This window comes from Tropicibacter alexandrii (assembly GCF_003667315.2).
Classification (GTDB): Bacteria; Pseudomonadota; Alphaproteobacteria; order Rhodobacterales; family Rhodobacteraceae; genus Tropicibacter; species Tropicibacter alexandrii.
The window spans coordinates 204046-218372 of record NZ_RCTZ02000002.1 but is presented as its reverse complement, the minus strand read 5'-3'; the positions used below and the strand labels follow the sequence as shown (position 1 = coordinate 218372).

The 14327-nt window shown below is 65.7% G+C and carries 12 protein-coding genes; 5 read left to right on the top strand and 7 right to left on the bottom strand.

The genetic code is table 11. The features are described from left to right. Position 1 precedes the first annotated feature (1 nt). Genes D8Z78_RS03680 through D8Z78_RS03670 form a run of 3 tightly spaced genes read right to left on the bottom strand, consistent with a single transcriptional unit; the run spans position 2 to position 2327 of the window. A complete protein-coding gene (locus D8Z78_RS03680) occupies positions 2 to 442 on the bottom strand; it encodes a tripartite tricarboxylate transporter TctB family protein (protein WP_121629071.1) in 441 nt (146 codons plus the stop codon). After that, positions 430 to 1356, bottom strand: coding sequence for a BMP family protein (locus D8Z78_RS03675; protein WP_164932870.1), 927 nt, complete (start codon positions 1354 to 1356; stop codon positions 430 to 432). The genes D8Z78_RS03680 and D8Z78_RS03675 overlap by 13 nt, the downstream gene beginning before the upstream one ends. 8 nt (positions 1357 to 1364) lie before the next feature. After that, positions 1365 to 2327, bottom strand: coding sequence for a Bug family tripartite tricarboxylate transporter substrate binding protein (locus D8Z78_RS03670; RefSeq protein ID WP_121629073.1), 963 nt, complete (start codon positions 2325 to 2327; stop codon positions 1365 to 1367). A gap of 270 nt (positions 2328 to 2597) precedes the next feature. Here D8Z78_RS03670 and D8Z78_RS03665 point away from each other — a divergent pair, with 270 nt between their 5' ends. The 4 genes from D8Z78_RS03665 to D8Z78_RS03650 all read left to right on the top strand — a co-directional run bounded on the left by D8Z78_RS03665 (position 2598) and on the right by D8Z78_RS03650 (position 6499). Continuing rightward, positions 2598 to 3443, top strand: a complete 846-nt coding sequence (locus D8Z78_RS03665) for a MurR/RpiR family transcriptional regulator (protein WP_121629282.1) — start codon at positions 2598 to 2600, stop codon at positions 3441 to 3443. A gap of 150 nt (positions 3444 to 3593) precedes the next feature. Continuing rightward, on the top strand, positions 3594 to 3893 hold the full coding sequence (locus tag D8Z78_RS03660; protein WP_121629283.1) for an SH3 domain-containing protein: 300 nt from the start codon (positions 3594 to 3596) through the stop codon (positions 3891 to 3893). A 54-nt stretch (positions 3894 to 3947) separates the two neighbouring features. Continuing rightward, positions 3948 to 5180: an FAD-binding domain-containing protein gene (locus D8Z78_RS03655; RefSeq protein ID WP_121629074.1), complete on the top strand. Its 1233-nt coding sequence runs from the start codon at positions 3948 to 3950 to the stop codon at positions 5178 to 5180. Next, a complete protein-coding gene (locus D8Z78_RS03650; RefSeq protein ID WP_121629075.1) occupies positions 5177 to 6499 on the top strand; it encodes an ABC1 kinase family protein in 1323 nt (440 codons plus the stop codon). Before D8Z78_RS03655 ends, D8Z78_RS03650 begins: the two co-directional genes overlap by 4 nt. Here the strand turns inward: D8Z78_RS03650 and D8Z78_RS03645 are convergent. The 3 genes from D8Z78_RS03645 to D8Z78_RS03635 form a co-directional block, all read right to left on the bottom strand. Next, positions 6496 to 8460 carry an ABC transporter permease gene (locus tag D8Z78_RS03645; protein WP_121629076.1) on the bottom strand — a complete coding sequence of 655 codons (1965 nt, stop codon included), beginning with the start codon at positions 8458 to 8460 and terminating at the stop codon, positions 6496 to 6498. The two genes, D8Z78_RS03650 and D8Z78_RS03645, sit on opposite strands and share 4 nt — an antisense overlap. Further along, on the bottom strand, positions 8457 to 9488 hold the full coding sequence (locus D8Z78_RS03640) for a quaternary amine ABC transporter ATP-binding protein (protein ID WP_121629077.1): 1032 nt from the start codon (positions 9486 to 9488) through the stop codon (positions 8457 to 8459). Before D8Z78_RS03640 ends, D8Z78_RS03645 begins: the two co-directional genes overlap by 4 nt. Positions 9489 to 9563: 75 nt before the next feature. Continuing rightward, entirely contained in the window at positions 9564 to 10496 is a 933-nt protein-coding gene (locus D8Z78_RS03635) for an ABC transporter substrate-binding protein (protein ID WP_240671978.1), read from the bottom strand. Between the two features lie 204 nt (positions 10497 to 10700). Here D8Z78_RS03635 and D8Z78_RS03630 point away from each other — a divergent pair, with 204 nt between their 5' ends. Continuing rightward, entirely contained in the window at positions 10701 to 11393 is a 693-nt protein-coding gene (locus tag D8Z78_RS03630) for a response regulator (protein WP_121629079.1), read from the top strand. On the opposite strand, the gene D8Z78_RS03625 is transcribed toward D8Z78_RS03630, so the two are convergent. Continuing rightward, on the bottom strand, positions 11374 to 14304 hold the full coding sequence (locus D8Z78_RS03625; RefSeq protein ID WP_240671977.1) for a response regulator: 2931 nt from the start codon (positions 14302 to 14304) through the stop codon (positions 11374 to 11376). The genes D8Z78_RS03630 and D8Z78_RS03625 overlap by 20 nt on opposite strands. Between the last annotated feature and the right edge of the window lie 23 nt (positions 14305 to 14327).

The following is a 14327-nucleotide window of genomic DNA, read 5'->3' as shown; positions in this document are numbered from 1 at the left end:
CTCAAAGCCCCCGGATCGCAATGAAGGGAATGCCGAGACCTTGCACGAAGATCAGCCAGACCCCGGCAGAAACGCCGACCGCCAGCGCGATCCGGTGCGACCAACGAAAGCCGTCGATGACCGACCCGGTGATCAGCACGGCGACGGCGGTGGCGGGCAGCACCCCTGTCAGCGGCGTGAAAAAGGCAAAGGCCGCCACGCCGCCGAACACCCCCAGCACGGCCATCGGATCGGCGCGGTCCACCGCCATAGGCGCGCGCAGGTTCTGCATCAGCCCGATCAGCGCCAAAAGGCACAACAGCCCGCCCACCAACAAGGGGAACGCCCCCGGCCCCATGCGCCGGAACGATCCCAGATCGAGCGAGGTCAGCGCGCCCAAGGCAAAGAACAGCCCCGCCGCCAGCATGATCAGCGGGCCGAGATGGCTGGTCAGTCGTCGCATAGCGCTGCGTCCGGCTGGAACTCTGCCCCGTCATAGGTGTCCGGCACCGTGATGCGACCGGCCCGGATATCCTCGGCGGCTGAAGCGACAGCGGCGGCGGCGGCCTCGGGCACATCCTCCCCCATGCGCAACGAGACGGCATCCCCGTCCGCCAGACCGAACTCGACGATATCGCCGGGCACGTGTCCCGCCGCCATATCGGCGATGGCGCGTTCGACGCCGATGTCGATCCGCGCCATGGCGGAGGCGACGAAGACCTCCGGATCGCGGGCCACCCAGTCCAGCGCGTTGCCGATCTGACGGGCACCACCGGCGCGGCACGCCTCGATCGCGCCGCGCCGCGCGTCATTGAGCATGGTAAAGATCACATCCGCGCCGGCCTTGATTTCGGCCTCTGCCCAAGCGCGGGTCACTTGGCTGTCGTCCTGCGTGCCGCAGAACCCGGTCAGCACGGCGACATCGGGTGCCGCATGGGCCACGCCCGCCACAAAGGCCGCGCGCCCCTTGAGACCCGGCCTGACGCGGTGACCGGACAGGTGGCCCACCGTGCCCGTGAGCGTCAGATGCGCCGCCAGCACCCCGGCCAGATAGGCCGAGTCCTCTTGCCGCACGTCGTAGCTGGCCAGATTGGGGCCGGTCTTCTGCCCTTGCACGATGGCGAACCGCTTGTCGGGGTAGCGCGCGGCGATCTCGGGCGTGGCGATGTTGCCCTGACCGCCGATGAACACCAGACCGTCGACCTCAGGGACAACCTCGGCGAGGCGGGCGCGGATCTCGTCCTGATCGTAGCGCACGCCAGAAACGAGGGTGATCGCGACGCCCGGCGACTGCCCGGCGCGTTCCGCCCCGGCGAGGGCGCTGGCGTTGAAGCCCGCGTCCTGCACCTCGCCGACGAAGAAAACGGCGATCTTCATGGGGCCGCTCATTGCGTCGCGGCCTCGACCAGCGGCGTCCATGTGGACAATTGCGCGGCCACGTATTCCGCAAAGTCTTTGCTGGATTTGGGCTCCCGGATCAGGCCCCAAGTGTCGAACTGCGCCATCACGTCGGCGCTTTGCATCGCCTCGGTCAGGGCGGTGTCGAGCTTGGCCTTGATATCATCGGGAACGCCCGCCGGGGCGCTGACGCCCAGCCAGTTCTCAGCCACGATGTCAAAGCCTGCTTCGGTGAAGGTCGGCACATCGGGCAGCGATGCGATGCGCTCGCGCGCCGAAACAGCCAGCGGAATGGCCGTCCCCTCTTCGACGGCGGGCAGGTTCTGCGGCACCGCGTCGAAGATCATCGGCACCACGCCGCCCATGAAATCGAGCCGCATCGGGCCGGAGCCCTTGTAGGGGATGTGGAACAGCTCCGTGCCGGTCTCGTCCTGAAACTGCTCGGCGATGATATGGCCCCATGACCCGACGCCGGAGCTTCCGTATTCATACTTGCCGGGGTCCGCCTTGGCCAAGTCGATGACCTCGGCAAGGGTGGTGACCCCGACGGACGGCCCGGCAAACAGACCCAAATGCACGGTGCCGATATAGGTGATGTGGTCGAAATCCGCGATCGGATCATAGGGCGTGTCGGGAAAGCGGATCGGCGCCACGTTGAAGGGCGTCAGGTTCGACAGCATCAGGGTGTAGCCATCCGGTTCGGCCTGTTGCAGTGCCGAAGCCGCGACGGTGCCAGCGGCGCCGGGCTTGTTCTCGACCACGAATTGCTGGCCGAGGCTGGCCGACAGCTTTTCCGACAAAAGCCGCGCCACGAGGTCGGACGAGCCGCCCGGCGGGAAAGACACGATGATCCGGACGGGACGTTCGGGCCAGTCGGTCTGCGCGACCGCGGGCAGCGCTCCGACGGCAAGAGTGGCGATTGCGGTGGTCAAAAGCGTTCTGCGAAGCATCGGGGTGTCCTCTCTGTTGTATGAAATCAGGGTTTCACATGCCTGCACCTACCACCAAGAATGAAACTCTCGTTTCGCGAAGTTAACCGCCAGAAATCATGATTTCGTTCATTTACTGTGCAATTGCGCCGCCCCAAGCCCGTGACACATGCAGCAGCGAGTCGCGATATCCGCCTATTTCCGGGCATTCTCTGCCGCGTTCCGCCGAACAAGACAGCGAATCCCGGCCCAAGCCTTGCCAAGCCGCGCGGCTTGGCGCAGCGTGCGGACATGGAACCACAGTTTCACGAAAAAAGCCCGGCCTCCTTTCTATCGCGCATTCGCGATGCCCTGCCGGATTTGCACCGCGCCGAACGCAAGCTTGGTGCCTTTCTGCTCGATTTCCCCGGCGATCTTGCCTCTTACGACGCGCAGGAACTGGCGCGGCTCAGTGGCGTGTCAAAGGCGACGGTGTCGCGCTTCGTCCGCCGGATCGGCTTCGAGAATTACGAAACCGCCCGCCGCGCCGCGCGTGACGAACGGCAGACAGGATCGCGGCACTTCATCGCCCATGCCGGTCCGGCCACCCTGCCCGAAACCCTGAGCGAAGAGATGGCGAACATCGCGTGGACGCTAGACCGCATCGCCCCCGAAGAGCTCGACGCGCTCGCCGATGCCATCCTGAAGGCTCGCCGGGTCTGGCTTGTCGGCTATCGGATCAGCCGGGTCTTCGCCGATTATCTGTATTGGCAATTGCTCAAGGTGATCCCCGCCGCCACGGCGATCCCGCAGGCGGGCGAAAGCCTTGGCGAATACACCGCCGAAATGACGGCGGATGATCTTGTCATCCTCGTGGCGCTGCGTCGCCGGGCCGCGAATACCGAGCCGCTGATCGCCGAATTCGACCGGATGGGTGTACCGCTTGCCCTGATCACCGATGACGGCTGTGCGCCCGACAGCCGCGCCCGCTGGCACGTCCGATGCCGCATCGAGACCTCGAGCCCGCAATTCAACCATGCCGCCGTCGTCAATATCTGCCACCGGATCGTCACGCAAACGACGCTGAAGGCCGGAAGCGAGGCGCGGCGGCGGCTCCGCCAGATCGACGAAGCCAACGAACGCATGGGCGAGGTCTGACGCCTCAAAGGGGCCAATGGACATGGCTTGGCTTGGGTCTTGGGCGGCCCGGTTCGCGGGGATGTGCGAGGGTTTTCCGCCGTTGGTCGATGTGGTTGAAACACCGCGTGAAACCCGTCAAACAGGCCACACACTCAGAAAGCGCGGATGATGAAGACCACTTGCCTGCCTGCCCTTCTTGCCCTGTCGCTTGTCGCGGCCTGCGGCACCGGCCCCGTTGGCCCGACCTTTGGCCGCACCACGGTCCAGAATGTCGGGTCTGACGACCTGCTCAAGCTGCGGGCCGGACCGGGCCTTGGCTTCAAGGTGATCCTTGGTTTGCCCGACGGGACGAGGCTGATCCGCCGCGACTGCGTCACGGAGCTTGGCCAGCGGTGGTGCCGGGTGGCGCTGGCGGATGCCCCCGCCATCGTGGGCTATGTCTCGGACGATTACCTGACCGGAGACTGACGCGCCGCGTTCGGCGGGCATTGACACGGCGGCGGGCCGGATCATCTCCCGCGCATGACCCAGAACGATCCCGATTTCGGCTTGGCCACGCGCGCCGCAGGTTTGCGGAGGATGGCGGCGTTCCAGCCGCATATGGGCGTCGATTATGCCACCATGCGCAACGAAGTTCGCGGACCCGGGCGGCATGATGCAGTGTCGCGCCTGTCGCCATACCTGCGCCGCCGCCTCGTGACCGAACCCGAGGTGATCGGGGCGGCCATCGCCGCCCATGGCGCCGAACCGTCCGCGAAGTTCATCCAAGAGGTGCTCTGGCGCGGCTATTTCAAGGGCTGGCTGGAGCGGCGCCCGCAGGTCTGGACCGCTTATGCAACCGGGCTGAAAGCCGATCTTGCGGCCCTGAGCGATGACCCCAACCTGACCGCGCGCCTCGCTGCCGCCGAAACGGGCGAGACCGGCCTTGCCTGTTTCGACGCTTGGGCGCAGGAACTGACGTGCACCGGCTATCTGCACAATCACGCGCGGATGTGGTTCGCCTCGATCTGGATATTCACGCTGGGCCTGCCATGGCGGCTGGGCGCGGATTTCTTCTATCGGCATCTGCTCGACGGCGATCCGGCGTCGAACACCTGTTCATGGCGCTGGGTCGCGGGGCTGCACACGCGCGGCAAGCCCTACGAGGCGCGCGCTTGGAACATTGCGCAATTCACCGGCGGGCGCTTTGCCCCACTCGAAGAGGACCTTGCCCAAGACATCACCGGGCTGATGGACGAAGAGCCGGAGGGCCTGCCCGAGGTGCAACCGCTTCGCCCGGTCACGGCGCCCAAGACGGGCGTTCCGACGGCGGTCCTGCTGACCGAGGAGGACTGCTCGGTCGGGCCCGCAGATTTGGCCGCGCTCGACATCCGGGTCGCGGCACGGCTGCGCAGCAGCGCCTTGCGGTCGCCGCGCCCGGTCTCGGCTGCAATATCGGCCTTCGAGGAAGGCGCGCTGGCCGACACCGCCATGCGGGCGGCGATCGACACCGAGAAACGCGACGCCGGTTCCCCCGAGGCCCTCGCCGATTGGGTGCACGCGGCAGGCGCGTCCCAGATCGCCCTGCCCTACGTCACCGTCGGACCTCTGGCCGATTGGACGGCGCAGGCGCGCCCTGCCTTGGAGGCGCGCGGCATCACGGTCGCGGAATGGCAGCGCGATTGGGACGCGCTGGTCTGGCCTTATGCCACGGCCGGGTTCTTCAAGGTCAAGAAGCGGCTGCCCGATATCCTGCACGCGGCGGGGCTGACATGAGCGATCCGACCGACGCGCGCCCGCTCAAGGTCCCGGCGGGCCGGGTGAACCGGCTGTTTCGCCTTGGCAGCCTGACGGCGGGAATCGCAGGGGGCGCGGCGCTTCAGGCGCTTGGCGGCATGGCGCGCGGCACCCGGCCCGACGCGCGCAGCCTGTTGGTGACGCCGGGCAACGTCCGACGCGTGACCGAGGAATTGGCCAGGATGCGCGGCGCCGCCATGAAGATCGGCCAGCTTTTGTCCATGGATGCCGGAGAGTTCCTGCCGCCCGAACTAGCACAGGTGCTGGCTCGGCTGCGCGATCAGGCGCATGTCATGCCGCCCGCGCAACTGAAACAGGTGCTGGACCGGGGCTGGGGGGCGGGCTGGATGCGACGCTTCCAACGGTTCGACGTCCGCCCCATTGCCGCCGCCAGCATCGGTCAGGTGCATCGGGCCGCGACCCGGGACGGGCGCGACCTTGCGATCAAGGTGCAATATCCGGGCGTCGCGCAGAGCATCGACAGCGACGTGTCGAATGTGGGCAGTCTGCTGCGCCTGTCGGGCCTGCTGCCAAAGGGGTTCGACATCGCCCCCTACCTTGCCGAGGCGCGCCGCCAATTGCATGAGGAAACCGATTACGCACGCGAAGGCGCTCAGCTGCGCCGCTTCGGCGCGCTGCTTGACGATGCGGACGATTTTGCCGTGCCCGAGTACCACCCCGACCTGAGCACGCCGCAGATCCTTGCCATGTCCTTCATGGCGGGTCGGCCCATCGAAACCCTGACCGAGGCGGACGCCACCACCCGCAACCGCGTCATGGCCACGCTGGTCGATCTGACCCTGCGCGAAGTCTTTGACTTCGGCGCGATGCAAAGCGATCCGAACTTTGCCAACTACCTCCACGACCCGGTATCCGGGCGCATCGTGTTGCTGGATTTCGGCGCGGTGCGCGATCTCGACCCGGCGGTCACGGCTGCCTATCGCAACCTCCTGCGCGCCGGGCTGTCACAGGATGCGGGCGGGCTGCAAGAGGCCGCCACGGCCTTGGGCCTGATCGGCACAGGCCCCGAAGCCGGGCCCTTCGATGCGCGCCTGCTGGCGCTGATGACCCAGATCTTCGCGGCGCTCGGCGCGGACCGCTTCGACTTTGCCGACCAAAGCCTGCTCAGGACCCTGAACGCCGAGGCCATGGCGCTGGCCCGGGGCGGGTATCACCCGCCCTCGGTCCCGATGGACGTGCTTTACCTGCAACGCAAGTTCGGCGGGCTTTTCCTGCTGGGCACGCGGCTGCGCGCCACCCTGCCCCTGCGACAGATCACCGAGCGCCATCTGGACTAGCTCAGCCCCAAGGCCCGGCGGCGGCGGTTGGCCCAAACCGTTATCAGGTGATCGACCATCAACCCCATGAAGGATACCGCCAGCCCAAGGACCAAACCCTTGCCGACATCGCTGGAGGACAGGGCGCGCTGCATTTCCTGCCCCAGATCCTGCGTCCCGATGAAGGCCGCGATGATCACCATGAAAAGCGAGAACATCACGGACTGGTTGACGCCGACCATGATGGTCGGCAGGGCAAGCGGCAGCCGGACGCTCCACAAGGTCTGGCGGCGCGTCGCCCCGGACATGTCGGCGGCTTCGATCTGGGCCTCCGGCACCCCGCGCAGGCCCTCGATCGTGTAGCGGACCAGCGGAACGGCGGCGAACAGCACGACCGCCCCGACGACGGCCACGTCGTTGACGCCGAACAGCATGATCACCGGGATCAGGTAAATGAAGCTCGGAAAGGTCTGGAGCGTGTCACAGACCAGCAGCACCGCCTGCGCGCGGGCCTTGCTGCGCGACCCCCATATCCCCAACGGAAATCCGATCAAGGTGGCGATGAACACCGCGAACGTGACCGTGTAGACGGTGATCATCGCGCGGTCCCACCAACCGGACATGGCGATCAGGCCGAAATAGCCAAGGCAGACCAGAGCCGAACGTTTGCCGCCAATCGCCCAGCCCACGGCCATGAGAAACACCAGCACGGCCGAAAACGGCAACCACAGCATCCCGTCGCGCAAGGGGATGAGAACCCAGACGATCAGGAACCAACGCAGCCATTGCGTGACGGGATCGAGCGTGCCGATGATCCAGTCCATGATCGCGTCCAACGGCGCAGCAAGGCTCAGCGCGTCGCGGCGTCCGATCTCATGCAGGATCGGAAAGACCAGCGACAGGGCCCAGAACACGGCGACCAGAGCCGCCCAGATCACCAGAAGCTTGTGGCGCATCAGCCACGACGTTCCCTTCTCTAGGTGCACCGGCTGCTTGACGGCCCATGCCTTGGAACACCGGTCCAGCATGATGGCGAGAAGAACGATGGTGATGCCGATCTCGATCGAGCGCCCGATCTTGAGCGCCTGCAACAGCTGCAACAGCTTCTGGCCCAGCCCCGGCATCCCGATGAAGCTGGCCAGAACGACCATCGCAAGACATTGCATGATGACTTGGTTCACGCCGACCAGAAGCTCGGTCCGGGCGGTGGGCAGGCGCACGTGGCGCAACAGCTGCCACCGGGTTGCACCAGCCATGTGGCCAGCCTCGACCACCTCGGATGGCACCTTTTGAAGACCAAGCATGGTCATGCGGATCATCGGCGGAACCGAGAAGATGATCGTCACGATCGCCCCCGCCTTCGCGCCCACGCCGATGAAGACCACGACCGGAATCATATAGGCGAAATGCGGCAGCGACTGCGCGACGTTCAAAAGCGGGTTCAGGACCAGACGGAAGCGCGCGCTTTTCCACCCCATCGTGCCCAGCAGCAGACCGAGGAAGACCGAAACCGGGGCGGCCACGATGATGACCGACAGCGTTTCCATCGCCCATTGCCACTGGCCCATCGCGGCGATCCAGACAAAGGTCAGCCCGGCGAATGCCGCCAGACGCCAGCCGTTGATCGCGTAGCCGATCATCGCTGCAGTGATCGCGATCACGCTCCACGGGATCGGACCCAGCCGCGGCCAGCGGTTCTTGCCGTAGAGCAGGTTCGCCGTGACATCCAGCACGCTTTCCAGACCGTCCGCGAATGCCCGCGTCACGTGGATCAGGCCCAGATCGTCGCGGATAAAGCTGAAGACCGCGTTGAACCAATCCGCGAAGGGCCAGACCAGCCAGTCCGGTGGCCGCACGAGACCATCCGGCAGGGCAAGTTTCGCGACCGCAAGGCACAGCGCCGCAGCGAACAGGAATTGCGCCATCCTCGGGCGCGACTGCGGGCGCATCGGTGCCGAGGCATTCGTCGCAGCCACCGTCATTGGGCAGCCCCCAGAAGCACGTCGAGCGCCTGCTGGCGGTCCATCGCACCGATCACGCGACCGTCCGGCCCCGAGACCGGCAGGATCGCGCGGTCGTCGTTGACCAGAAGGCGGGCAAGTTGGGAAATCGTCTTGCTTCCATCCACCGGCGCGCCGGTCAGCGTCTGGCCATCGACCGGCTGGGCCAAGGCGCGCGCGTGCACGACGCGCGCCTTTTCAACGTCTTCGATGAACTTGGCGACGTAATCGGTGGCCGGGTTCATGACGATGCGGTCCGGTCGGTCGCATTGCTCGACCGCGCCATCCTTCATGATGGCGATCCGATCCGCGAGCCGAAGGGCTTCGTCGAAATCGTGGGTGATGAACACGATGGTCTTGCCCAGCATCGCCTGCAATCGCAGGAATTCATCCTGCATTTCGCGCCGGATCAGCGGATCGAGCGCGGAAAACGGTTCGTCGAGGAACCAGATGTCCGGCTCGATGGCGAGGCTGCGGGCAATGCCCACGCGCTGTTGCTGGCCGCCCGAAAGCTCGCGCGGGAAATAGTCCTCGCGGCCCGCGAGGCCGACCAGTTCGATCACTTCGAGCGCGCGTGCGCGGCGCGCGTGGATGTCCTGCCCGCGCATCTCCAGCGGGAAGGCGACATTGTCGAGCACGGTGCGATGCGGCAGCAGGCCGAAGTTCTGGAACACCATCCCCATCTTGTTGCGGCGCAGGTCGATCAACTCGCGTTCGGACAGCGCCCCGATCACCCGGCCATCGACGTCGATCTCGCCGCCGGTGATCTCGATCAGCCGCGACATGCAGCGGACCAGCGTCGACTTGCCCGAGCCGGACAAGCCCATGATGACCAGCATCTCGCCCCGCGCGATATCAAGCGACACGTCGCGGACGGCGGGCACATAGCCATCGGCGCGGATCGCATCGAACCCCGCCGCCGGATCGAGCCCGGCCAGATAGCTTTCGGGCCTTGGTCCGAACAGTTTCCAGACATTGCGGCAGGATATGACGGGCTGGGAAGGGGACATCTGTTCTATTCCTTGCGCTCGTGGACCGCCCCGGTCCGAAGGACCGAGGCGGCGGTCTTGCTCAGCTGGGCGGGGTCAGGCGCCGCCGTCGACCCAAGGCTTCCAGACGGCTTCGTTGGTTTCCAGCCATTCGGCGGCCGCGTCCTCGGGTTCGAGCTCGTCGATATCGACAAGCTTCGCCATCTCGGCGATCTGCGGGTTGGTAAAGCTGATGCGCTTGAGGGTCGCGTAGGCGGCTGGCCACTTTTCCTCCATACCGTCCCAAGCTGCCTTTTTCAGGTAACCGTTGGCGGGATTCCCGCAGTCATAGGTCATGTCCGGGTTCGGCCCGACAGCCGGATCATCCTTGCAGCCTTCGACATATTCGGGGAATTCCACGAATTCGCCCGGATAGAGCGCCTCGACGAAATTCGGCGTCCAGTTGAAGATCACGACAGGCCGCTTGTCGCGCTCGGCGGCGCCGACTTCGGCCCAGAGCGCCGAGGCGGAGCCGGCATTGACCACGACGAAGTTCATTCCAAGCGCATCGACGCGCTCTTGGTCATGCTTGAGCCAGTCAACGGGCCCGCCGAGGAAACGGCCCTTGTCGCCGGTTTCCGGGGTGGCGAACTGCGCCGCACAGTCGTTCAGCGCCTCCCATGCCGGCAGACCCGGGCAGGCCTCCTTGGTCCAGCTTGGATACCACCAATCCTCGCGGGTGACGGCATCGTGGTCCCCGGCATCATGCAGGCCACCCTTTTCCAGCGCCGCTTCGAAGGCCGGACCAAAGGCCCCTTCCCAGACTTCGAGTTCCAGCGTCACATCGCCGAGCCGCACGGATTCGTAGACCGCCTGGCTGTCGGTCGAGACATACTCGACGCTATTGCCCATCGACTCGAAGATCTGGCCGACCACGTGGCTCATGACGATCTGGCTGGACCAGTTATGGGTCGGAATGATGATCGGGTCCGAGCTGTCCTCGGCCTGCGCCATCGAGACGGATGCAAGTGCGACGGCTGCTGCCGACATGAATAGTTTTGTTCGCATGCTGTTTTTCCCTGTTGGTGGACATCAACCTGATGGTTGTTTGCGGAACTCGTCTGATGAAAAGTTCGGCGCCCGCCGGGAAATCGTAGGTATGTTATGTGAACAGGTAAGCCGCACGATGTGAACCGGCTTTGCGGGATTGTTAAAATTTGTTAACAGGAAACACTTTTTCATTCGGGTAGACACATGTCCCACATCTTGGTCATCGAAGACGAGGCCGTCACCCGGGCGTCCCTCGTCACCTACCTCGAGGCGCAGGGCTATGATGTGTCCGAAGCCGAAAGCGCGCATGAGGCCGAACACGTGCTGGCCGAGAAGGCCATCGACCTGATGCTGGTCGATATCAACCTTCCGGGAAAGGACGGCCTCAGGATCACCCGCGAGCAGCGGGCGAAATCCGATATCGGGATCATCCTCGTGACCGGGCGAAACGACGATGTCGACCGGATCGTCGGGCTCGAGATCGGCGCCGACGATTATGTCTGCAAGCCTTTCAACCGGCGCGAATTGCTGGCCCGGATCAAGAACCTGCTCTACCGCACCGGGCAGGCCGGACATGCGGTCAAGCAGGTCTATCGCTTCGATGGCTTCTGCTTCAACATCCAGACCCGGCGGCTCGAAACCGAGGACGGCGAGCCGGTGCCGCTGACGCGCGCGGAATTCGAAATTCTCTACTACCTCGTGTCCCGCTCCGGGCAGGTGGCCACGCGCGACGCGCTGATGTCACGGATCACGCACCGCCAATACGGGACCAACCCGCGCACGGTCGATGTCCTCGTGCGGCGGCTGCGCGCCAAGCTCGATGCCGATGCCGTCCGTCCGTCGGTCATCACGACGATCCACGGAGAAGGCTACGCCTTCACGCCGACCGTGACCTGAGGGCGGCTTCCGGGGCTGGCGCGCCGTCCAGCGCCGCCGCCATCGCCGTGTGCATGTCCCGAACCATCGCCCCCATGCGCCGGACCAGCGCATCGGCCTGTTCCCGTTCGGCGTCGCCCATTGCCGCCGCGGCCTCGATCCGTGCCAACAGGTCCATCGCCTCGGACTGCTCGTAGTTTCCCACCGAGCTTTTCATGCGATGCGCGATGGCCTGCAGATCGGGCCAGTTGCGCGCCGCAAGCGCCGCTTCCAGCGCGTGGTGGTCGCGCTGGATCACGTCCACGAACATCCGCGCGATCCGATGCGCGGCCTCGGGACCCAGATCGGCCTCGTCGCGCCGCAGGGCCGACTGCATGACCGAGATGACGGTCTGCCGTTCCGGGGCGACCATGCGCGGCGACAGGAACACCCCGCGCTCCTGCCCTGTCATCAAGGCCTCCAGCGCGCGGGCCAGACGTTCGGGCGCGATCGGCTTTGCGACAAAGCCGTTCATGCCAGCGTCGAGATGGGCTGCGACCTGCTCTTCCTGCACATGGGCCGAGATGCCTATGATCGGGATGCCTGCCAGTCGGGGGTCGGTTTGGGCGCGCAGGATGCGGGTCGCCTCGACCCCGTTCATGCCCGGCAGCTTGACGTCCATCAGGACCACGTCGAAACCTTGGTGCTGCAAGAGGTCCAAGGCGCTTTCGGCATCCGACAGGCAGACGCAGCGGTGCCCCATGCGTTCGAGATAGCCGCGCGCCACCATCTGGTTGATCTCGTTGTCCTCGACCACCAGCACGTCCAGCGCCACGGCGGCGCGCGCGATGGGTTCGGGATGCGACAGGTGATCGATCTCGGCGGGATCGCCCTCTTCGAGATCGACCACGAGGCCAAAGACCGACCCGACCCCTTTCGTGCTTTCCAAGGTCAGGGAGGCACCGATCGCCACCGCGAAGCGTTTGCTGATGGCCAGCCCCAGCCCGGTGCCGCCATACCGCGTGCCGATGTCGCCATCCTCTTGCTGGAAGGCCTCGAAAATCCGTGTCTTGGCCTCCTGCGAGACGCCCCTGCCCGTATCGCTGATCTCGAAGACGACGCGGTGCGGCAGCGCCCCCCGGCCGGTTTCCCGAACCCGCAGGATGACCTCGCCCTCGTCGGTGAATTTCACCGCGTTCGACAGCAGGTTGAAGAGAATCTGCCGCAGCTTGGCCACGTCGCCGCACACGCAATCGACGACCGTGTCGGGCAGGTCCAGCAGCAGCGGCAGGGATTTGGCTTCCGCGTTGGGCCGGATCAGGGTCACGACATCCTCGGCGAGGCCGTGCAGCGAAAAGGATGTGGCGACGACCTGCATGCCGCCATGTTCGAGCTTCGAGAAATCGAGAATGTCGTTCAGGATCTGAAGCAGGTTCTGACCGGAGGCCAGCGCGGCAAGCGCCCGGGTTCGTTGTGCGCGGGTCAGGCGATCTTCGCTCAGGCCGCGCAGAAGGCCGAGCATGCCGTTCATCGGTGTGCGGATTTCGTGGCTCATCATGGCGAGGAATTCGGACTTGGCGCGATCCGCGCTCTCGGCCTTGTGCCGCGCCGCCTCATGTGCCGCCGCCTCGCGCCGCAGGTCCTCGGTCTGCCGCGCGACCAGCATTTCAAGGTTGTTGCGGTGTTCCAGAAGCTCCTGCTGGGTCAGATCACGCTGGCGTTCGAGGTCGCGCTTGGCGATGGCCTGCTTGCGGAACAGTTCCGTCGCGGCCTCCATGCGCGCGATCTCGTCGGTGCCGCGTGTCCGGATCGCGCGATCCAGTTGACCTTCGGCCAGCGCGGTCATGTCCTCGTATAGCTGGTCGAGCGGACGCGTGACGCGCCCCCGGACAAAGAACCACATGACCGCCAGCGCCAGAAAGAAGCCCGCGATGGCCGCTGCGCTGCTGCGCAATTGCGCCTTGCGCATCTGGTCGGCGACGGTCGTGCCGGACTCGACGGCGAGGGTCTGAAGCTGATCGGCAACGGCGGCCGCCTCTTCGGCCAGCCGGATCGCCGCATCCTGCAGATCCCGCTTGAGGGTTTCGATCCCGCTGCGGGTTTCGAGTATGCTCGTCTGCAGGCCGAACAGGCTGGCCCCGGGCGTGGCGATGGATTGCAGGTCCGACAGGTAACCGCGCGACAGCTGAAGACGACCGGGATCGCGGATCGAGTCGATCCGGCGCGACACGATGGACAATTCGCGCAGAAACGCCGCCTCCATCCCGGCAAGCTCGGCGCTGTCGGCGGCCTCGTCGATGCGGTTGATCAGCAAGCCCAGTTCCGCCGTGCGCGAGCGCAGTTCGTACATCAGGCCAAGCTGAAACAGGTCGACCTCCAGCAGCTTGTCCAGTGCTTCGACGCCGCGTTCGCTGTTCAGGTCGCCATACAGGCTGGATATCACGGCGGTCGTTCCCATCTCGGCATTGGCGACAAGCGTATCGGCCATGTCGAGCAAGGCCGTCGCCGCGTGCAGGGCGGCGGAGGCACGGTCCCGCGCCAGCCTGTCTTCGGCGATGCGGCGTGCCACCAACCGGTCGAGCTTCCGCAGCGTGGTCTCTGCCCGGATCACGGTGGCGCTCAATGCCGCGATATCCGCGCCTCGGGTCGCGTCGAGACGCGCCATGCGCCGGGACAGCGCGTCGACCTGCGCCTGCAACGCGCTCGACAGGGCCTCGCGGTCACGCTGGTTGTCCATTTCCGCCAGCCGCGGTGCCAAGGCGACGATGCCGGTGCTTTCCTCGGCAATGCCGCGCACGTCGCCCATGGCGGGGATGGTCTGCCCGATCACGTCCGATTGCCGAATGGCGAGGCTGCGCAATTCCACGAGACCAAGCAAGCCCGCGAAGGTCGGCAACCCTGCAATCAGGACAAAGGCCAGCAGCAGCTTGCCGCGCAATCCGGGTTGTTTCATGGTCTCCTGTCCACCGCGCCCTC